The following is a 21,619-nucleotide window of genomic DNA, read 5'->3' as shown; positions in this document are numbered from 1 at the left end:
GGGGGGCTCATGATTATGGAGGAAAAGGAATTTGCACTAAAGGATATTGTGGAAATGAAGAAACCACATCCCTGTGGAGTGAATAAGTGGAGAATTATACGGCTCGGAATGGATATCCGGATAAAATGTGAAGGATGCGGTCATAGCGTGATGCTGCCTCGACGTGAATTCGCGAAGAAAATGAAAAAAGTTCTGCAAAAGCATGAGGAGTGATCATGCTTTTTTTTTGGAGTGAAAGTAGTCCGGCGTTTCTCATGATTTACTTGTCTTTTTAGGAAGCGAAATCTATAATTGGGAAAGGTTTAGGTATTGGATGGTCTTTATAGAAGATCAGTTCTTTTCCCATATGTACGAATCATCTTGAAGGAGTGAAATATAAATGGCTTTAACAGCTGGTATAGTCGGTTTGCCTAACGTAGGTAAATCCACTTTATTTAATGCAATAACTCAGGCAGGTGCGGAATCTGCCAACTACCCTTTCTGTACGATTGACCCGAATGTAGGGATTGTGGAAGTGCCAGATCACCGTCTGCAAAAATTGACTGAATTGGTAAAACCGAAAAAAACGGTTCCGACAGCATTTGAATTCACGGATATCGCCGGGATTGTAAAAGGAGCAAGTAAAGGAGAAGGTTTAGGTAATAAATTCCTTTCCCATATCCGTCAAGTGGATGCAATTTGTCAAGTCGTCCGTTGCTTTGCAGATGATAACATTACCCATGTTTCCGGAAAAGTAAATCCAATCGATGATATCGAGGTCATCAATCTTGAATTGATCCTTGCCGATTTGGAATCTGTTGTCAAACGCATCGACCGTGTCGGGAAAATGGCCAAGCAAAAAGATAAAGCCGCTGTGGCAGAACATGAAATCCTTTTGGCTTTAAAAGAAGCATTGGAAGATGAAAAGCCTGCACGTTCCGTCGAGTTTACCGAAGAACAGCAAAAAATCGTGAAGGGCATGCATTTACTTACAGCTAAGCCGACGCTTTACGTGGCGAACGTGAGCGAAGATGAAGTGGCGAATGCTGACGATAATGAATATGTTCAGCAAGTTCGTGAATATGCCGCTAAGGAAAATGCCGAAGTAATCGTGATTTGTGCCAAAATAGAGGAAGAAATTGCAGAGCTTGAAGGTGAAGAAAAGGAAATGTTCCTATCTGAACTTGGCATCGAGGAGTCAGGTCTAGATCAGCTGATCCGTGCTTCTTATAATCTGCTTGGATTGGCAACATACTTTACAGCAGGCGTACAGGAAGTGCGGGCTTGGACATTCCGCAAAGGAATGAAAGCCCCTCAATGTGCTGGCGTCATTCACACGGACTTCGAACGCGGTTTCATTCGTGCCGAAACGGTTTCTTATACCGATTTACTTGAAGCGGGCAGTCATAGTGCCGCAAAAGAAGCGGGTAAGGTTCGTTTGGAAGGTAAAGAATACATCGTTAACGATGGCGATGTTATCCATTTCCGTTTCAACGTATAAGAATCAAAGACCCTACCATTCCATATGTAGGGTCTTTTTTATAGACTTAAATCATTAGATTACATTTAATTGTAATAAGTCGAACCGTTCGTTGCAAAGCCTCTTTAACTATGCTATAATTTTATCTTGTGAGTAATTATAAATAATTGCTCCTTGCCCAATTGGGCCGCTTAGACCAAAAGGAGGTGACAGTGATGAGAAAATACGAAATTATGTATATCATCCGTCCAAACATTGAGGAAGAAGCTAAAAAAGCTTTAGTTGAACGTTTCAACACAATCCTTTCTGATAATGGTGCGGAAGTAGAAGCAAAAGAATGGGGTAAACGCCGTCTAGCATATGAAATCAATGATTTCCGTGATGGTTACTACATGCTTCTTAAAGTTAACGCTGAAAGTGCTGCGATTCAAGAATTCGATCGTCTAGCTAAAATCAGTGAAGACATTATTCGCCACATGGCTACTAGAGAAGAAGTTTAATTCGACAATTAATATAAATTCTAATCTTGTTTCACATGAAACAAGCTTGAAACCTAGGGGTTGATTCTGATGATGAATCGCGTAGTTTTGGTAGGACGCTTAACTAAAGATCCTGAATTACGATATACACCTAATGGAGTTCCCGTAGCTACCTTTACTTTAGCTGTCAACCGTAGTTTTACGAATCAGCAAGGTGAACGTGAAGCGGATTTCATTAACTGTGTAGTTTGGCGTAAACCGGCAGAAAATGTAGCTAACTTCTTGAAAAAGGGCAGTTTAGCTGGCGTGGATGGACGTGTCCAAACACGTAATTATGAAGGACAAGACGGCAAACGCGTATATGTGACGGAGATTCTGGCTGAGAGCGTTCAATTCCTTGAACCACGAAGCAGTTCAGCGGGTGAAAGAAATGAAGGCGGTTCTTACGGTGGAGGTCAAAGAAGTTATGGTAATAACGGAAATGACAACAATTCGTATGGACAAAATCCTAATCAGAATCAACGAAGCAATAACAACTACACTCGTGTAGATGACGATCCATTTGCAAATGACGGTAAAACAATCGACATTTCAGATGACGATCTTCCGTTTTAAACAGCCGTTTAAAATGAAAATTCAAAAAAGCAGGGAGGGAAATATATTATGGCAATGGGTGGACGTAAAGGACGCGGTAAGCGTAAAAAGGTTTGTTATTTCACATCTAACGGAATCACTAAAATTGATTACAAAGATACAGATCTTCTTAAAAAATTCGTCTCAGAACGCGGTAAAATTTTACCACGTCGTGTAACTGGCACAAGCGCTAAATATCAACGTAAATTAACGATTGCTATTAAACGCTCACGTACTATGGCATTACTACCATACGTATCTGGTGAATAATAAATTGGCACGTTGAGGAGTTATCCTTAATGTGCCTTTTTTAATAAGTTTTCACTTATGCCTGTAAACCGCTGAATTGCGGTTTTTTTTATTTCAGAAGGAAGTTATCCGCGCGTTTTCCTCAGAAAAAATAATCATATCCCAAAAAAAGACTGTGATGTTTGAAATATCCTGGCCGTAACGGATACAATATAAAGATGGAGATAAGACATCAATCATAACAGGGGGTGAAATAAAGATGAATAGCGGGAGACGAATTGCCGAGGGCGGAGCACTTCTGGCACTATATTGCATTTTATTGTTCATCACCATTCAAATCCCACTATTGGGTATTTTCACTACTTTCTTTTTACCCATTCCATTCATACTGGTCACAATCAAACAAAAGTTATCGTGGAGCCTTGGTTACTTATTTGTAGCCTCGTTATTGTCGATCCTCATCGGGACGATATTGTCTGTTCCGTTGACCTTGCTCATGGGGGCAACGGGAATTGTGATCGGCTATTTTTTGAAAAAGGACAAACCGATGGCACCTATGTTCATAAGCGCAGTCCTTGTCTTTCTGGGGGGCATTTTATTAATGTATGCAGCTTCAGTTTTGATTACGGATGTTAATTACATAGAAGAATCGATGAACATTCTTGAGGGGTCCATTGAAAATTCAATCGGTATCATGGATACCTTTGGACAGGCACCGACAGAGCAAGTCAAAAAGCGGATGTATGAATCGATCGATATGATGAACACGCTGATGCCAAGTTTGTTCGTTTTGATGTCCGTCATCATGGTTTTATTGATTTTCTTTGCAGCGCATCCCATTGTGAAGAGGTTCAGTGATAAGGCGTTAAAATGGCCTCATTTTCGAGATCTGCGACTCCCGAAAAGCCTTTTATGGTATTATTTAATTACGATGCTTCTTGCTCTTTTTGTGAATACGGACAAGAACAGTTTTGTATATATGGCCATAACGAACCTATTTTTCATACTGCAGTTCTTCATTTTATTACAAGGATATTCCCTGATATTCTATATCGCTCATGTTAAGTCATGGGTTAAGGCCATACCTGTTTTAATTGTGGTTTTTTCTTTGCTTCTGCCGATTCCGATTATAACGACGGCCGTCCGATTTTTAGGTATAATAGATTTAGGCTTTCCTTTTAGGGAGACAATCAAGAAAAAGGAATAGAAGACTTTTTTGTAAAACAGATGCTTTTAGGAGCTGAAACTATGCCATCTTATTTGAAAGAATACTCGATTAAGTCCCCATTGTATGGGGTGCTGGCCGCAGTCGTTTTACTTTTGGGCGTACTGGCTTATTATAATTGGGTTATTGCACTTGTTGGACTATTGATTCTTGCTGGTTTATTTTATTTAACATTAAGAATGGTAGAAAAAAAGCAACGGAAGACAGAAGAGTATATAACGACTTTATCCTACCGTTTAAAGAAGGTGGGCGAGGAAGCGTTATTGGAAATGCCGATTGGGATCATGCTCTTTAATGAGGATTATTACATTGAATGGACCAATCCATTCCTTGCTTCTTGTTTTAGTGAGGATTCCTTGGCAGGAAGATCGCTATACGATGTTGCGGACTCGATAGTACCATTAATCAAGCAAGAGATCGAGACAGAGACACTTACGCTCCACGATCGGAAATTCAAGGTGGTCCATAAGCGTGATGAAAGGCTTCTTTACTTTTTTGATGTGACGGAGCAAGTGGAAATTGAGAAATTATATGAAGATGAGCGAACGGCAATTGCGATTATTCTTCTTGATAATTATGATGATTTGACACAGGGTATGGATGATCAGCGTAAAAGCAGCATTAATAGCTTGGTTACCTCACTTCTCGATAAGTGGGCAAGGGATAATGGCGTTTTCTTTAAACGGGTTTCCTCGGAACGATTCATCGCTGTCTTTAATGAGCATATCCTTCAGCAGCTTGAAAAGGGGAAATTCTCGATTTTGGATGAAATCAGGGAAACGACGGCCAAGCAAAATGTACCACTGACCTTGAGCATCGGTGTCGGCTCGGCCGTGTCATCCTTGCCGGAACTAGGTACGCTTGCCCAGTCCAGCTTGGATCTCGCTTTAGGGCGGGGCGGTGACCAGGTGGCCATAAAGCAAGCGAATGGAAAAGTTAAATTCTATGGCGGCAAAACCAATCCGATGGAAAAACGCACGAGGGTCCGTGCCCGTGTGATTTCCCATGCATTGAAGGATATAGTCCTTGATAGCGATAAAGTCATTGTCATGGGCCATAAAAACCCGGATATGGACGCAATTGGTTCAGCGATCGGCATCTTGAAAGTTGCCCAAATGAATGAACGTGAAGGCTATATTGTCATAAACACCCAGCAGCTCGACAGCAGTGTCCTTCGTCTAATGGAAGAAATCAAAAATAAAGAAGAGCTGTATGCCCGGTTCATAACACCTGATGATGCATTTGAAATGATTACGGATGAGACCTTGCTGGTTGTGGTCGATACCCATAAACCTTCCATGGTGATTGAAGAGCGGTTATTGAATAGAATCGATAAGGTTGTGGTCATCGACCATCATCGGCGGGGTGAGGAGTTCATCAAGAACTCATTGCTCGTCTATATGGAGCCATATGCATCTTCAACGGCAGAGCTTGTTACAGAACTGCTTGAATATCAGCCGAAACGCTCAAAAATTGATATGCTGGAGTCGACGGCGCTTCTTGCAGGTATCATCGTCGATACGAAAAGCTTCACCTTAAGAACAGGATCACGCACTTTCGATGCAGCCTCATATCTAAGGGCACATGGAGCTGATACGGTACTTGTCCAGAAATTCTTAAAAGAAGACGTGGACACCTATATCAAACGATCGAAGCTCATTGAAGAAGTCATCTTTTATAAAAAGGGAATTGCCATTGCCGCGGCAAAAACCGATCAGGTTCATAATCAGGTGCTCATTGCTCAGGCTGCGGACACCCTATTGACGATGGATGGCGTTGTCGCTTCCTTTGTAATGGCTAAGCGGTCTGATGATACGGTGGGGATAAGTGCGCGTTCTCTTGGTGATATCAATGTACAGGTGATCATGGAAATGTTGAATGGAGGCGGACATCTAACGAATGCCGCCACTCAACAGGTATGCTCCATTGATGAAGCCGAAATTCGATTGAAAGCAGCTATTGATGAATATTTAGAAGGGGGATATAAAGAATGAAAGTGATATTTCTTAAAGACGTTAAAGGTAAAGGGAAAAAAGGGGAAGTTAAAAATGTTGCGGATGGTTATGCACATAATTTCCTGCTTAAACAAGGATTGGCCGTTGAAGCAAATAATTCAAACGTGAAAACTTTGGAAGCACAGAAAAATAAAGAAGAATCACTTGCAGCAGAAGAGCTGCAGCAGGCTGAAGAATTGAAAGTGCAGCTGGAGAAATTAACGGTTGAACTATCTGCCAAAGCCGGTGAGGGCGGGCGTTTATTCGGTTCCATCACGACTAAACAAATTGCATCTGAGCTTCAGAAAAAACACGGTATCAAGGTTGATAAACGTAAAATGGAGCTTGCTGAAGGCATCCGCACTTTAGGGCATACAAAGCTTCCGGTGAAGCTTCATCCTGAAGTCACTGCAACACTGACTGTACATGTGAAAGAAATTAACTAATTTTAGCTGTTTCATATCTGTGAAAAATTGATAAAATAGAGATAGACGAAAAATGTGATTGGGCACGTTGTCCTTTCACTTTTTTCTTTTTTACTAGAAACATATAAAAGGTATCCTCTTAGAATGGGAGGTTTTAAGATATGATAGAACAATTTCAGGATAGGATTCCACCTCAAAATATAGAAGCCGAACAGGCTGTGCTAGGAGCCATTTTTCTTGAGCCCTCTTCATTGACCGTTACATCGGAAGTTTTGATTCCGGAAGATTTTTATAGAAGCTCTCATCAAAAGATCTTTAATGTGATGCTTAAATTGAATGACGAAGGAAAAGCTGTCGATTTGATTACGGTGACAGAGGAATTGGCTGCGACAAAAAACCTTGAAGAAGTTGGCGGGGTTTCTTATTTAAGTGAATTGGCCGGATCGGTGCCTACCGCGGCCAATATTGAATATTATGCCCGCATCGTCGAGGAGAAGTCATTGCTGCGCCGTTTGATCCGGACTGCGACGAACATCGCTCAGGAAGGCTACAGTCGCGAGGACGAGGTCGAGGAGCTGCTCGGTGAAGCAGAAAAAACGATCATGGAAGTGGCCCAGCGTAAAAATTCCGGGTCTTTTCAAAATATTAAGGATGTATTGGTTGCGACTTACGATAACATAGAAATTTTGACTACCCGTAAAGGGGATGTCACGGGAATACCGACAGGGTTTGCTGAACTGGATCGAATGACAGCGGGGTTCCAACGTAATGACCTCATCATAGTTGGTGCCCGCCCTTCGGTTGGTAAAACCGCTTTTGCATTGAACATCGCTCAAAACGTTGCGACCAAAACGGAGGAGAATGTAGCGATTTTCAGTCTTGAAATGGGTGCAGAGCAGCTCGTTATGCGTATGCTCTGTGCTGAAGGGAATATCAACGCCCAGAATTTACGGACAGGTTCCTTAACTGATGAGGATTGGCGTAAACTGACGATGGCGATGGGAAGCTTGTCGAATGCCGGCATTTATATCGATGATACGCCAGGTGTCAGGATTGGTGAAATCCGTTCAAAATGCCGTCGTTTGAAGCAGGAACATGGCCTTGGCATGATATTGATCGATTACCTGCAGTTAATTCAAGGCGATGGCCGTTCAGGCGACAACCGTCAGCAAGAGGTATCCGAGATTTCACGTTCACTCAAAGCGCTGGCTCGGGAACTTAAAGTGCCCGTCATCGCCCTTTCCCAGCTATCGCGGGGAGTGGAGCAGCGTCAGGATAAGCGCCCGATGATGTCTGATATCCGGGAATCCGGGAGTATCGAGCAAGATGCTGATATCGTCGCATTCTTATACCGTGATGATTATTATGATAAAGAATCTGAGAATAAAAATATCATTGAAATCATTATAGCGAAACAGCGTAATGGTCCGGTGGGCACGGTTTCGCTTGCATTCGTAAAAGAATATAATAAATTCGTCAATCTCGAACGCCGCTTCGATGATGATTCGATGTCTCCCGGCGCATAGGGGACTGCCTGCCATTCATGCAATGGCGGGCTTTCTCTGTTTCGGGAAAAAGAAAGGCCCTAATGATAATAGAAAAAGAAATCAGAGGGCACAATAATGTTTGACAATCCTAAAAAAACCGGAAAGAAATTCTCATATTTACGAACAAAGAATTTTTTAAAAAGTGTATTGTTCGGATTTTGTATTGACTTCCAGTTTGGATTATTGATAAAATAGGTTTGTTTGATAAGAACCGGTTAATGATCGGTATTACGTGAACCTTTGGAGGTGCTTTATTCAGATGTCATCAGTTGTAGTAGTCGGTACACAATGGGGAGACGAAGGTAAAGGTAAAATAACAGATTTTCTATCCCAGAATGCGGAAGCCATCGCTCGTTATCAAGGTGGGAATAATGCAGGGCATACAATTAAATTTAACGGCGTTACCTATAAACTGCATTTAATTCCGTCAGGGATTTTTTATAGTGATAAGATTTGTGTCATTGGAAACGGTATGGTAGTTGATCCAAAAGCTCTTGTAGAGGAGCTTGCTTATTTACATAGCCATGGGGTGAGTACGGATAATCTTCGTATCTCGAATCGTGCACATGTCATTCTTCCTTACCATATCAAATTGGATGAAGTCGAAGAAGACCGTAAAGGCGCCAACAAAATTGGAACGACTAAAAAGGGAATCGGCCCTGCATATATGGACAAAGCTGCTCGTAACGGAATCCGTATGGCAGACCTTTTGGACCGTGAAATTTTCGAGGAAAAATTGTCTCAAAATCTTGTCGAAAAAAACCGTATGTTCGAACGCTTCTATGAAACGGAAGGTTTCAAAATCGAAGATATCTTGGAAGAATACTATGAGTACGGACAACAAGTGCAGAAATATGTTTGTGATACATCCGTTGTATTGAATGACGCACTTGATGAAGGAAAACGGGTATTATTCGAAGGGGCACAAGGTGTCATGCTTGATATCGATCAAGGAACATACCCATTCGTCACTTCTTCCAACCCGGTTGCAGGTGGAGTTACAATCGGTTCGGGTGTAGGTCCTACGAAGATCAACCATGTGGTTGGAGTATGTAAAGCATACACAAGCCGTGTAGGCGATGGTCCTTTCCCTACAGAATTGCATGATGAAGTCGGTAACCAAATCCGGGAAATTGGCCGTGAATATGGAACAACTACAGGCAGACCGCGCCGTGTAGGCTGGTTTGACGCTGTTGTCGTTCGCCATGCTCGCCGTGTCAGCGGGATTACCGATTTATCATTGAACTCGATTGACGTATTATCAGGTCTTGATACGGTCAAAATTTGTGTGGCCTATGAATACAAAGGCGAAATCATTCATGAGGTACCAGCGACTTTGAAAGCGATTGGCGAATGTAAACCAGTCTATGAAGAGCTGCCAGGCTGGTCAGAAGACATCACAGGCTGCAAATCATTGGATGAGCTTCCAGAGAACGCTCGCCACTATGTAGAGCGCGTATCTCAATTGGTAGGCATTCCTTTGACCACTTTCTCTGTCGGTCCTGACCGTAACCAAACAAATGTCGTGAGAAGCCCTTGGCGTCTAGCGTAATTCATGAAAAAGGAGCTGGCTTTTTTTGCCGGCTCTTCTTTCATTTTTAAGATCGATGCATTATATGTCACGTTCGGGAGGTCCGGGATACCGAGTGAATGTTGATAAAAACTATAGGGAAAATAAAAAAGATAAGAAAAAAATAATTTTATTTCAAAAAACTATTGCCTAAACTATAAGAACCATGATATTATCAAAAGCGTCGTCACAATAGAACAAGCCATTAACAAGCTACAGATGGTAAGTTAACATCCAGCAAAGAAACATTTCATTAGAACGAGCCATTAGCTCAGTTGGTAGAGCATCTGACTTTTAATCAGAGGGTCGAAGGTTCGAATCCTTCATGGCTCACCATTTTTTCCGGCCCATTGGTCAAGCGGTTAAGACACCGCCCTTTCACGGCGGTAACACGGGTTCGAATCCCGTATGGGTCACTTCTTTATATATATGCTTTACTGGTCCCGTGGTGTAGCGGTTAACATGCCTGCCTGTCACGCAGGAGATCGCGGGTTCGATTCCCGTCGGGACCGCCATTTTATTTTTATTAATAAAATAGAATATTTGGCTCAGTAGCTCAGTCGGTAGAGCAAAGGACTGAAAATCCTTGTGTCGGCGGTTCGATTCCGTCCTGAGCCATCCTTGTATAAACGCCTTTCCTTTAGGGCGTTTTTTGTTATGCATCCAGAGGATTATGAATGAAATCTTGTTAATAGATTGTTAACGATTTGTAACATACCATTTTCGTCCAATTCGGAATATAACTCGCTTTTACCCTTGCTGGGCTTAGGCCCACTCCTTTTTCCGCAGTTTATTGAACTGTCCCCATTACCATATCTATTGGTACATGTTGTCACCATTTATACAGTTCTATTACATTATGAAGTCTGTTTCTTGTTTTTTTTCTTAATATGGTAGAGTTATGAGTGATAAAAATCATTATAGAAATCAGTCATAAGCATCTGGATATTTAAATTGGACTAATAAATCTCAAATAAATTTGATTAGTTTCTTAATTGGTGACTGAGCCGTTAAGGAGGACAATATATGTTTAGCTCAAAAGGCAAGGGGATCATCCTGTTGATGGTTTCCGTCATTTTGGTGCTTGCGGGCAATCGGGTAACTGCTGCTGGGATATCGGAAACTGCAACCATACAGCATGTTTATCTTAATGATGAGTTCGTCGGCAGTGTGACGGATGAAACGGAAATCGAAAACATCGTAGCCGATAAGGTAGAGGAAGCACAGGAAGATTATCCTGACTTTACATTCGATAAGGAGACACAGCTGAAGTTCGTACCTGAAGAGGTATTCGATGAAGATGTTAAAGAGGATCAGGCTGTTAAGGGAATTCAAGATCAGTTGAATGTGAAGGCCGAGGCGTATGAAATCGACATAGATAACCAGGCGGTCGCTTATGTTGCGTCAAAGGAAGATGCAGAGGACGTTCTGGAGAAAATCACTTTATTATATGTAAATGAAGAGGAATATGCTGAATACGAATCAGGTAAAAAAGAAAGTGAAAAAGATGCCGATTCGTTAAAAGAGCCAGGAAGCAGAATTCTGGATATCGAATTTTCACTTCCCGTTACGTTTAAAGAGACAATGGTATATCCAGACGAAATCAAGAGTGTCGATAAAACCCTTTCCATGATAGAAGAAGGAAAGGAAGAAACGACGATCTATGAGGCTAAGGAAGATGAAGATCTTGAAGCCATTGCCAATAGCCATGATATGGACCTGGATCAACTGCTGGAGCTGAATCCGGGACAGGATGAGGACAAAGGTGTTAAAGAGGGCGAGCGTCTCTATGTGACCCAACGTACCCCCTATGTGAACGTAATGGTAGAAAGAGAAGTATTAAAGGAAGAGAGAATTCCTTTTGAAAAGAAAGTGAAGGAGGATGACGAACTTCCAAAGGGCGAACTCATTACTGAACAAATGGGGAATGAGGGGATTCTTGCGTTCACCTATAATGTATCTGAAACAAATGGAAAGAAAATCAGTGAATCGATCGTAAAAAAAGAAGTCACGGAAGAAGCTAAAACGGAAATCACCAGAAAAGGCACCAAGGTCATACCTTCACAGGGCAGCGGTACATATTCATGGCCTGCAGATGGGGGCTATATTTCCAGTAAGCAGGGCCAGCGCTGGGGGAAACTTCATAAAGGTATCGATATTGCAAGGCCAGCCACCAGGACCATAACGGCAGCAGATCATGGGATAATCGAAACTGCTGGGAATTCTGGAGGATATGGAAATAAGATAACGATCAATCATAATAATGGGTATAAGACAGTGTATGCCCATTTGGATTCAATAGATGTAAAAGCGGGACAAAAGATTGAAAAAGGCATGAAAATTGGCATGATGGGTTCAACAGGTCACTCGACCGGTGTCCACCTCCATTTTGAAATATATAAAAACGGGTCTCTCGTTAATCCGCTAAACTATATAAGTCAGTAATTGATGGAAGTCTTCGAAAATTATTCGAAGACTTCTTCTGCTTTATTAATAGATGAGAATAATAGGAAAAAGGTGATTTAATGCCTATAAAATGATAAAGTAGAATAGAGACAATTTGCTTTCATTCCGGTGTTCAGCCCCTTTTATTGGGTATATATATGTAACTTTGCTGAAACTAGGTTGCGAAGCTTTGTGAAAGCAGAAGGAAAAGTGAATAAGGTCCCGGATAAGGACACGGTTTTTAATAGATTCAGTTCAGTTATTAAAAAGGAGATAAGTACATGGATAAAAAGATTTTGGTAGTGGATGACGAAAAGCCAATTGCTGATATATTACAATTCAATCTAAAAAAAGAGGGCTACGAAGTTTTTTGTGCTTATGATGGCAATGAAGCTCTCAAAATGGTGGAAGAACGGCAACCTGATTTGATTTTACTTGATATCATGCTGCCGCAGCGCGATGGGATGGAAGTATGCAGGGAAGTAAGGAAGAAGTATGAAACCCCGATCATCATGCTAACGGCAAAAGACTCGGAGATAGATAAGGTGTTAGGATTGGAGCTTGGTGCAGACGACTATGTGACAAAGCCATTTAGTACCCGGGAAATAATTGCCCGCGTTAAGGCGAACCTTAGACGTCAGCAAGCCGTTCCGGTTCCTGATCAAGAAAATGAACCGAAGGAAATTACGATAGGCACGCTCACTATCCATCCGGATGCCTATGTGGTATCCAAGCGCGGCGATACGATAGAATTGACGCATCGTGAATTTGAGTTGCTTCATTACTTAGCGAAGCACATCGGTCAGGTCATGACAAGGGAGCACTTATTACAAACCGTGTGGGGCTATGATTATTTTGGTGATGTACGGACGGTCGATGTAACGGTCAGACGTCTTCGTGAGAAGATTGAAGACAATCCAAGCCATCCTGGCTGGATTGTAACTAGAAGAGGGGTCGGTTATTACCTGCGTAACCCTGAACAGGAGTAGTTTCTATGAAAAAGGTTGGTTTTTTTCGCTCAATTCATTTTAAATTTGTTCTGATTTATGTATTGCTCATTTTCGTGGCGATGCAAATAATCGGGGTATATTTTGTTGGGGAATTGGAAGAAAATCTTGTCGGGAACTTTACGAAATCAATAAAAGGTCACGTTAACCTGCTTACCTACAGTATTGGTGAAGAAATGGAAAAAGAGAGGGGAGAGGAAGATCCGACCCTCGAAGAAGCGATTGATGCGATATTGAAAGACCGGGATAATTCATCGAATGATATTTCGGAAGTACGTGTCATCGACACCCGCAGCAGGCGCGTGATCGGAACTTCAGCCCCAGGTAACCAGGATATTGTAGGGAAGAAAACGACAGAGGTCCTTATCAAGAATACGCTCACTTTTGGAAAAGAAGATAGTGATGTATTTCGCGATAAGAAAACAGGCAGGAGGCTCTGGGTCCTTTCGACACCCGTTGAAGCAAATGGGGAGGTCATTGGCGCCGTCTATGTAATAGCCGAGATGGAGAATGTCTTTGAGCAGATGGATGAAATCAATAGCATCTTCATGACGGGTACGGCCATCGCTTTGGTCATTACGGCCATCTTGGGGATCCTGCTCGCACGAACGATCACCAGACCCATGTCTGATATGAGAAAACAGGCCCTGGTGATGGCAAAAGGGAATTTCTCCAGAAAAGTCAGGGTATATGGCGATGATGAAATTGGCCAGCTTGCCGTCACTTTCAATAATTTGACCAAAAAACTCCAAGAGTCGCAATCAAGCACAGAAGGAGAGCGGCGTAAGCTTTCATCTGTCCTTGCCAATATGACGGATGGCGTAATTTCAACGGACAGGCGCGGTCGGGTGAACTTGATTAATGAACCGGCGGCACAATTATTGAATGTCTCGAGTGAAACCGTCATGAACCAACCGATCATTGAGGTTTTGGGTCTTGAAGAAGAATATAAATTTGAGGATTTATTGGAAGAGCGAGAGTCCATTATCCTTGATTACAGCAAAAAAAACCAGCCTTTCATTTTGAGGGGGAATTTTTCGGTCATTCAAAAGGAAACGGGATTCGTTAATGGTTTGATCACTGTTTTGCATGATATAACAGAGCAGGAAAAAATCGAGAGCGAACGCAGGGAATTCGTTGCCAATGTATCACATGAACTGCGAACTCCGCTAACGACGATGAGAAGTTACCTGGAGGCATTGGCTGAAGGTGCATGGAAGGACGAGGAAATCGCTCCATCGTTTTTAAGTGTGACCCAAAATGAAACGGAGCGAATGATCAGGCTTGTTAATGATCTGTTACAGCTTTCGAAAATGGACAGTAAAGATTACAGGCTTAAAACCGGCTGGGTGAATTTCAATAAATTCTATGACCACATCATCGATCGTTTTGAAATGTCGAAAAATGATGACATCACGTTTAAGCGTGATTTGCCGAAGGAAGCTTATTTTGTGGATATTGATGAAGATAAAATTACCCAGGTTCTCTATAATGTAATCTCCAACTCATTAAAGTACTCACCTGAAGGGGGTCAAGTGACTTTCCGCGTCAGGGCATCTGATGGCTTTATCATTGTGAGCATTACAGATCAAGGCGTGGGTATCCCGAAAAACGTCATTGATAAAATTTTCGACCGCTTCTACCGTGTGGATAAAGCAAGGGCCCGTAACTTAGGCGGGACAGGGCTTGGTTTAGCGATTGCAAAAGAGATGGTCGTGGCGCATGGCGGGAAAATATGGGCGGAAAGTGTGGATGGAAAAGGAACTACCGTGTTCTTTACACTTCCTTACGAACAGGAAGAAGAGGATGATTGGTCATGAATTTTGAACGTGCAAAAAGTATCATACTGATTATTTTGGTTGGGACAAGCATATTTTTGACATGGAGCATTTGGACGTACGAGCCTGAGTATGATCCATTTGAACAATCGTCGGAATTTATAAAGATTAAAAGCGATGTCCAGATCGTCAGTGATGTCATTAAACCAGTCAGTATCCTTTTCCATGGCAATGGGCAGCATTTCCAGACTTCCAGCCCGGTAGAAATCAATGAAATGGAAAATGAATTTTTACAATGGCGTTTCAGCGGTTTAAAAGAGGTATCCGTAAAAAGGCTGCAAAGGAAATTTGACGATTTTGTTCATGAAGATGGATCGATCGAAATCGAATTCTCCGATGATATCCCCATCTCTCTTTATAAAACGGTATTGAATATAAGGGATAAGGAAGTGCCTGAATTTTCATTTGATCGAATCATCATTAAACAAAAGGATATCAGCGGTAATGAATCTGCCGTTTATTTTGTTTCCTACGATCAAGAGAAGGTTTATCAAGGTTTGGTCGATTCTAAAAAGCTAAGGAATTTCATGGATTCATTTTATAGGGGTTCCTATGATAAGCATCCTGAATACGTTGCAGAAACGATAAACAGCAAAAGGACGCTGTTCGTCCCGGAAAACCCAGTGGAAATCAACAAACTTGAATATTATATTGACTATTTGGATATTGGAAACTTGAAAAATGCGTTATTTAGTTTTCCGAAGTTCGTTCGCCAGGAATCGGTTTCGGTCGGTGAGGAATATACGGATGGAACAAGACTTATGACGGTCAATAAAGAGAATTACTTAATTTCTTATATCAATCCGGCACAAAAGAGCAAGTTATTTGACAGTTCCAGTGACCTTTTGCAAAAAAGCATCGATTTCATCAATGATCATGCCGGTTGGGAAAATAACAATTACCGCTTTGCCTATATGTCGGAGAATGAACAACGAGTGGTATTCCGTTTATTCGTAAATGGTTATCCGACCTTCAATGAATCTGGAATGGCAGAAATCGAGCAAATTTGGGGGAAAGAAGAAATTTATAGCTATGACCGCCCATACTTTTCACTTGACTCAGTCCTCCCGTCAGAAGGATCGCCAAAGACTTTACAAAGCGGTAAAGAAGTAATTAATCAGCTGAAATCGAAAGATAATATCGATTTCAAAAGTGTGGAGGACATATCGATTGGCTATAAACTGAATAAATCCCTCGATTCCAAACTTGTAACTCTAGTTACACTCGAGCCCACTTGGTATTATCGTATCGGCGATAAATGGTTTATTGTGCCTTTTGATGAAGATACGGGAGGCGATCAAAGTGGATTGGAATAATACAAAGTCGATTTTCATCATGGTTTTCTTCGTTTTGAATATTTTTCTTCTTTATCAATTCCTGGAAAAGATTAATGACTCCCAGTATGAAAGTTTCACGGAGTCAACAACGGAAGAACTGTTGAAAGAAGATGAGATTTCAATAGAAACCCCACTTCCGAAACAAAAGTCGGATCAATTTCTGATTGCCCAAAGCAAGACTTTCGAGAAGAAAGATATACAGTACCTGAAAAATCAAAAAGCAAAAATCATCGATGATAAGAAGCTTGTGGGTACATTTAAGGTACCGGTTGGCATGAAAGCGGAAATTAATGCTGCAGACCTTGATATATTCCTGAAGGAGTATATATTAAAAGGAAATGAATATCGTTTTTGGAGCTATGATGAAATAAGCCAGACCATCACCTGCTATCAAGTGGCAGATAAAAAGATGTTTTATAATAATAGTAAAGGGAAGGTCACTTTATATCTGAACAAGAAGGGTGAAATCGTTTCCTATGAACAAATGTATTTAGAGGGGATCGAAAAATTCAATAAACCCAAAGTATTGACATCTGCTGTAAATGCTATCGGAGCATTATATCAGAATGGTGATATTGATCCCAAAAGTAACGTCACGAATGTAAAATTGGGATATTACAATTCGTTGCAGACGACATCTGTGTCACATTTACTTGTGCCAACATGGTGGGTGGTCATTGATGACGAAACGGATCTTTTCGTGAATGCTTTTGATGGAGAGGTCATTGAATTGAATACAGAAGAAAAAATACTGGAGTGAGTATAGATGACAATGCATTTTAGTGTTCTCGCAAGCGGGAGTACAGGAAATGCCTTTTTCGTGGAAACGGAGGATCAATCATTCCTCGTCGATGCCGGCTTAAGCGGTAAAGCCCTGGAAGCATTGTTTCAGGATATAGGCCGTGATATGTCCAAGCTATCCGGTATCCTTGTTACCCATGAACACAGCGACCATATTAAAGGTCTTGGCGTGGTTGCCAGAAAACATAAACTCCCGATATATGCGAATGCAAAAACATGGAATGCCATGGAGCGATCGATCGGTGAAATTGCAACCGAACAAAAATTCACATTTGAAATGGAACAGGTCAAAACGTTCGGCAGCCTTGATATAGAATCTTTCGGCGTTTCACATGATGCGGCAGAGCCGATGTTTTACGTCTTTCATCATGAAGATAAGAAACTTGTGGTCATTACCGATACAGGGTACGTAAGCGATCGGATGAAAGGAATCATCTCAAATGCCGATGCTTATGTATTCGAAAGTAACCATGATGTGTCCATGCTGAGGATGGGAAAATATCCATGGAGCATCAAGCGCCGGATTTTAAGTGATGTCGGACATGTTTGTAATGAAGACGCTGCCCTTGCAATGAGCGAAGTGGCCGGTGATAAGACCAAGCGGATTTACCTGGCCCACTTAAGCCTTGATAACAATATGAAGGATCTAGCAAGAATGTCGGTGGAACAGACGTTAAAGACAAAGGGGATCATCGTGGGTGAACAATTTTCCTTATATGATACTGACCCGAAAAGACCAACGGAACTTGTTACATTATAAATGAAAGGAATGGATGAGGGATACCTTGTTCATTCCTTTTTTATTTTTAAAAATTTCGATTCGTAAGTTACGAATCGGATTAAAAGGGGTATCGTTTGGTTAGAACTGTATAGGTAAAAGGAAAAGGGCTGATACTAGTCAATTTTATGTTGCCCCTTAAATTAAGCATGCATTTTTTTAGAAAAATTTCGGTAATTGAGTATAATTGAGGGAGGATACCAAACAATAGAATTGCTATAATACATTACTAAAATGAGAGGATGGGGCGGTCTTGGGTTATTATGATCAGAATGATGAGAACCAAAATAAACGGAAAAAAAGCCATACGAGCTATTTTCTAGCAGGCTTGGGGGGCGCCATCATCGGGGCCTTACTTATTTTATTAGCCTTTCCGGGAAGCGGACTGTTAAATAACGATGAAAAAGAAAGTACAACGGAAAAATCAACGGAGAGAAGGACCACGGAGCAGTCCCAGCAAAACCTTACTCTTGATGTAACAAGTGCCGTCACAAATGCCGTTGATAAAGCCAGCGACGCAGTGGTCGGCATCACTAACATTCAGGAAACGAACTTCTGGAGTCAAGGGGGCAACGCCGAGGACAGTTCTGCAGAAGCCGGCACTGGATCTGGAGTCGTCTACAAGAAAGATGGCGGCAAGGCCTATATCGTCACGAATAATCACGTCATTGAAGGAGCTAATGAACTTGAAGTGACATTAAGTGATGGCACTAAATTGCCAGCTGAACTACAAGGCAGTGACCCATGGACAGATTTAGCCGTCATTGTCGTTAATGGTGAAAAAGTCAAAACCATTGCTGAATTCGGAAACTCCAGCAAATTGAAACCTGGTGAGCCCGTCATTGCCATTGGCAATCCATTAGGCCTTCAATTCTCCGGGTCGATCACACAAGGGATCATCTCCGGGTTGGAGCGCACGATAGAGGTAGATATCAACGAGGACGGACAAGTGGATTGGAATGCGGAGGTCATCCAGACCGATGCGGCGATTAATCCAGGTAACAGCGGAGGGGCACTCGTTAATATGTCAGGGCAGGTCATCGGAATAAATTCGATGAAGATTGCAGAAAATGCAGTGGAAGGAATCGGTCTTTCCATTCCGATCGATTCAGTAATCCCGATTATTAATGATATAGAGGAATTTGGTGAAGTGAAACGTGCTTTCTTGGGTGTTAACCTTGCATCTGTAGAAGAAATTTCCCAATACCATCAACAAAATACATTAAAGCTGCCAAGGAAAGTTACTTCAGGCGTTGCAATAACAGGCGTTCAAAGCAACTCTCCAGCATCCAAAGCAGGATTGAAAGAATTTGACGTCGTCGTTGGAATGGATAATGAAAAAATCCATGATGTCGTGGAATTAAGAAAATACCTTTACAATGAAAAACAAGTCGGTGATAAAGTTAAAATCATTTATTACCGTGACGGAAAGAAAGAAACAACGGAAGTCACGCTTTCAAGCAGCGAAATTTAAAGAACAAAAGGACAGGGGGCAGAAAATGCCTCCTGTCCTTTCTATTTCCTTGCTCTTTTCTTATTTTTTGTTACGATTACCTGTGGATATATAGTGAAATTAAAGATCTCATGTGACTTGTGGATAATTGGGAATGGAAGTACCGGGAATAATGAATGGGAAAGGAGATATGAAAGATGAAATTATATTGCTGTCAGGAACACGTGGACATGGCGCTGGATGAAGTGGTATACGAATGTGAAACCTATCCTGTTTTAACGCTTGTTCCCGAAGAAAATCAGTTATCAACAACCTGTGAATATTGTCGAAACGTGGCAATATATCTAGTAGGGAACTAATATTCCCATACAAGATGTGGATAGATTTTGTGGATATGTGGATAACTTTTGTGGATAACATGTTTGTAACCTGTTCTTAACCTGTTCTTAACATTTTCCGAAGATTAAAGCGGCGGGTGGAATCGTTTAGATCCAAGCATTTGGTAGTACGAATAATCAAGATAATTGTTAGTATTGGAACTAAGTCCAGCCGAACTTCTTCAGTAATGAAAGTTACCGTTGCCGCTTTCAGGGGCAGCGGTTTTTATTATAAAAGCATTAAAAATTGGAAAGGATATGCTTGTTTTGCTTATAGGTCACTGTAAGGTATGATAATAGGTAGGCAAATCCAACAATTGATAGTAAAAACATAATGAAAGCTAGAGGATATATATGAAAATAACGATTATTACTGTTGGCAAGCTAAAGGAAAAATACTTAAAGCAAGGAATTGCTGAATATACAAAAAGGTTAAGCGCCTATGCTAATATAGAACTTGTGGAAGTACCGGATGAAAAGGCTCCGGAGAATCTGAGTACAGCGGACATGGACATTGTAAAGCAAAAGGAGGGTGAACGAATTCTGGCCAAAGTCAGCCCGGACACCTACGTAATAACGCTTGAGATCAATGGAAAACAGCTTACTTCAGAACAGCTGGCCACTCATATGGATCAGCTTGCCACCTATGGAAAGAGCAAGATTGCATTTATTATTGGCGGGTCGCTTGGACTTGGCACAGAGGTGTTATCAAGAAGCGATTATGCCCTTTCCTTCTCGAAAATGACCTTTCCGCATCAATTAATGAAATTGGTTCTTGTGGAGCAAATATATCGGGCTTTTCGGATAAATAGAAATGAACCATATCATAAATGATAGAGACTGATTCCGGGGGAGTTCCCCTTAATGTAATGGGTTAAAGTATTAAATCTTACTGTAATGAAAAGAGGGTAACGAATGAATAAAGAGTCCATTTATGGTTTAACATTCGAACAATTGACAGCGTGGCTTTCGGACCATGGCCATAAAAAATTCAGAGCTTCCCAAGTCTGGGAGTGGCTTTATAGAACACGTGTGACGAGTTTCTCTGAAATGACGGATGTTAATAAAGAGTGCATAAAATTACTTGAAGAGCACTTTGTCATCCAGACTTTGACTGAGCACGTCAAGCAAGAAGCAGCGGATGGCACGATCAAGTTTCTGTTTAAATTACAGGATGGCAACCTTATCGAAACGGTTATGATGAGACATAAATACGGAATTTCGGTTTGTGTCACCACCCAAGTGGGATGTAATATTGGCTGCAGTTTCTGTGCCAGTGGGTTATTGGCCAAAAGCCGTGATTTATCCAGCGGGGAGATAGTGGAACAAATCATGAACGTTCAACTGCATCTGGATAAATTGGAAAAAGGTGATGTTGTAAGCCATGTTGTAGTAATGGGTATTGGCGAACCGTTCGATAACTTCGAAAATATGTTAGACTTTTTGAAAGTGCTCATGGACCATAAGGGTCTTGCTATCGCGGGCAGGCGCATTACTGTTTCGACAAGCGGCCTTGCCCATAAGATCTATGAATTCACCGATACTCAATTACAGGTGAATCTGGCCATCTCATTGCATGCGCCGAATAATGAGCTCAGGACGCAAATCATGAAGATAAACCGAGGCATCCCAATAGAAAAATTGATGAAATCTCTTGATTATTATTTAGAGAAAACGAATAGGAGAATTACGATCGAATATATCCTATTGAAAGATGTCAATGACCATAAAGAAGAAGCCGAGCAACTTGCCGATCTTCTTGATGACAAAAAACATCGTCTCTATGTCAACCTGATCCCATATAATCCTGTAGATGAGCATAGCCAATACCAAAGAAGTGACAAAGAGTCCGTTCTCTCGTTTTATGATACGCTGAAAAAGAGAGGCATCAATTGTAAAATCCGCCAAGAACATGGAACGGATATTGATGCGGCTTGCGGTCAGCTTAGAAGTAAACAAATCAAAAAAGCCGAAGCTAAGTAAATTCATTAAAAAACAAAAA

The 21,619-nt window shown here is 41.4% G+C and carries 20 protein-coding genes and 4 tRNA genes; all 24 read left to right on the top strand.

All coding sequences use genetic code 11. The annotated features are described in order from the left end of the window. The first annotated feature begins 15 nt into the window (after positions 1-15). Positions 16-213 carry a DUF951 domain-containing protein gene (locus NYE65_RS12510; protein WP_034316158.1) on the top strand — a complete coding sequence of 66 codons (198 nt, stop codon included), beginning with the start codon at positions 16-18 and terminating at the stop codon, positions 211-213. Between the two features lie 166 nt (positions 214-379). Next, positions 380-1,480, top strand: a complete 1,101-nt coding sequence (gene ychF, locus NYE65_RS12505; RefSeq protein ID WP_340861022.1) for a redox-regulated ATPase YchF — start codon at positions 380-382, stop codon at positions 1,478-1,480. 194 nt (positions 1,481-1,674) lie between these two features. After that, the gene (gene rpsF, locus NYE65_RS12500; protein WP_034316153.1) at positions 1,675-1,959 is read left to right on the top strand and encodes a 30S ribosomal protein S6; all 285 of its coding nucleotides are present in this window, start codon (positions 1,675-1,677) and stop codon (positions 1,957-1,959) included. Positions 1,960-2,028: 69 nt separating this feature from the next. Next, positions 2,029-2,553 carry a single-stranded DNA-binding protein gene (gene ssb, locus NYE65_RS12495; protein ID WP_057278276.1) on the top strand — a complete coding sequence of 175 codons (525 nt, stop codon included), beginning with the start codon at positions 2,029-2,031 and terminating at the stop codon, positions 2,551-2,553. A gap of 48 nt (positions 2,554-2,601) precedes the next feature. Beyond that, entirely contained in the window at positions 2,602-2,841 is a 240-nt protein-coding gene (rpsR, locus tag NYE65_RS12490) for a 30S ribosomal protein S18 (RefSeq protein ID WP_053348323.1), read from the top strand. A 238-nt stretch (positions 2,842-3,079) separates the two neighbouring features. Next, positions 3,080-4,027 (top strand): YybS family protein, encoded by a 948-nt coding sequence (locus NYE65_RS12485; protein ID WP_328175834.1) that lies wholly within the window; start codon positions 3,080-3,082, stop codon positions 4,025-4,027. A 41-nt stretch (positions 4,028-4,068) separates the two neighbouring features. After that, positions 4,069-6,039, top strand: a complete 1,971-nt coding sequence (locus NYE65_RS12480; RefSeq protein ID WP_340861021.1) for a DHH family phosphoesterase — start codon at positions 4,069-4,071, stop codon at positions 6,037-6,039. Next, positions 6,036-6,485 carry a 50S ribosomal protein L9 gene (gene rplI / locus NYE65_RS12475; protein ID WP_034316140.1) on the top strand — a complete coding sequence of 150 codons (450 nt, stop codon included), beginning with the start codon at positions 6,036-6,038 and terminating at the stop codon, positions 6,483-6,485. The genes NYE65_RS12480 and rplI overlap by 4 nt, the downstream gene beginning before the upstream one ends. 140 nt (positions 6,486-6,625) lie before the next feature. Further along, positions 6,626-7,990, top strand: a complete 1,365-nt coding sequence (dnaB, locus tag NYE65_RS12470) for a replicative DNA helicase (protein ID WP_034316139.1) — start codon at positions 6,626-6,628, stop codon at positions 7,988-7,990. A 280-nt stretch (positions 7,991-8,270) separates the two neighbouring features. Beyond that, positions 8,271-9,563, top strand: coding sequence for an adenylosuccinate synthase (locus tag NYE65_RS12465; protein ID WP_034316136.1), 1,293 nt, complete (start codon positions 8,271-8,273; stop codon positions 9,561-9,563). A 278-nt stretch (positions 9,564-9,841) separates the two neighbouring features. Beyond that, positions 9,842-9,917, top strand: a tRNA-Lys gene (locus NYE65_RS12460). 8 nt (positions 9,918-9,925) lie between these two features. Continuing rightward, positions 9,926-9,997 (top strand) — tRNA-Glu (locus tag NYE65_RS12455). Between the two features lie 23 nt (positions 9,998-10,020). Further along, positions 10,021-10,096: transfer RNA gene (locus NYE65_RS12450), tRNA-Asp, on the top strand. A gap of 30 nt (positions 10,097-10,126) precedes the next feature. Next, positions 10,127-10,199: transfer RNA gene (locus tag NYE65_RS12445), tRNA-Phe, on the top strand. Positions 10,200-10,607: 408 nt separating this feature from the next. Further along, positions 10,608-12,026, top strand: a complete 1,419-nt coding sequence (locus tag NYE65_RS12440; RefSeq protein ID WP_340861020.1) for a M23 family metallopeptidase — start codon at positions 10,608-10,610, stop codon at positions 12,024-12,026. A gap of 281 nt (positions 12,027-12,307) precedes the next feature. Continuing rightward, a complete protein-coding gene (gene yycF / locus NYE65_RS12435; protein ID WP_034316131.1) occupies positions 12,308-13,015 on the top strand; it encodes a response regulator YycF in 708 nt (235 codons plus the stop codon). Positions 13,016-13,020: 5 nt separating this feature from the next. Further along, entirely contained in the window at positions 13,021-14,853 is a 1,833-nt protein-coding gene (gene walK / locus NYE65_RS12430) for a cell wall metabolism sensor histidine kinase WalK (RefSeq protein ID WP_340861019.1), read from the top strand. Further along, positions 14,850-16,187, top strand: coding sequence for a YycH family regulatory protein (locus NYE65_RS12425; protein ID WP_268591254.1), 1,338 nt, complete (start codon positions 14,850-14,852; stop codon positions 16,185-16,187). The genes walK and NYE65_RS12425 overlap by 4 nt, the downstream gene beginning before the upstream one ends. Beyond that, a complete protein-coding gene (locus NYE65_RS12420) occupies positions 16,174-16,968 on the top strand; it encodes a two-component system regulatory protein YycI (RefSeq protein ID WP_340861018.1) in 795 nt (264 codons plus the stop codon). Before NYE65_RS12425 ends, NYE65_RS12420 begins: the two co-directional genes overlap by 14 nt. A 6-nt stretch (positions 16,969-16,974) precedes the next feature. Continuing rightward, positions 16,975-17,769 (top strand): MBL fold metallo-hydrolase, encoded by a 795-nt coding sequence (locus NYE65_RS12415; RefSeq protein ID WP_034316123.1) that lies wholly within the window; start codon positions 16,975-16,977, stop codon positions 17,767-17,769. A 271-nt stretch (positions 17,770-18,040) separates the two neighbouring features. Further along, positions 18,041-19,261, top strand: coding sequence for a S1C family serine protease (locus NYE65_RS12410; RefSeq protein WP_340861017.1), 1,221 nt, complete (start codon positions 18,041-18,043; stop codon positions 19,259-19,261). Between the two features lie 176 nt (positions 19,262-19,437). After that, positions 19,438-19,599, top strand: a complete 162-nt coding sequence (locus NYE65_RS12405) for a CxxH/CxxC protein (RefSeq protein ID WP_065310847.1) — start codon at positions 19,438-19,440, stop codon at positions 19,597-19,599. Between the two features lie 372 nt (positions 19,600-19,971). Then, on the top strand, positions 19,972-20,451 hold the full coding sequence (rlmH, locus tag NYE65_RS12400) for a 23S rRNA (pseudouridine(1915)-N(3))-methyltransferase RlmH (protein WP_034316119.1): 480 nt from the start codon (positions 19,972-19,974) through the stop codon (positions 20,449-20,451). An 81-nt stretch (positions 20,452-20,532) separates the two neighbouring features. Further along, positions 20,533-21,600, top strand: a complete 1,068-nt coding sequence (rlmN, locus tag NYE65_RS12395) for a 23S rRNA (adenine(2503)-C(2))-methyltransferase RlmN (protein ID WP_095678798.1) — start codon at positions 20,533-20,535, stop codon at positions 21,598-21,600. Positions 21,601-21,619 lie beyond the last annotated feature (19 nt).

It is taken from the genome of Peribacillus sp. FSL R5-0717 (genome assembly GCF_038002945.1).
Taxonomy (GTDB): Bacteria; Bacillota; Bacilli; order Bacillales; family DSM-1321; genus Peribacillus; species Peribacillus frigoritolerans.
The sequence above is the reverse complement of the archived record's forward strand: the minus strand, read 5'-3'. Positions and strand labels throughout refer to the sequence as shown.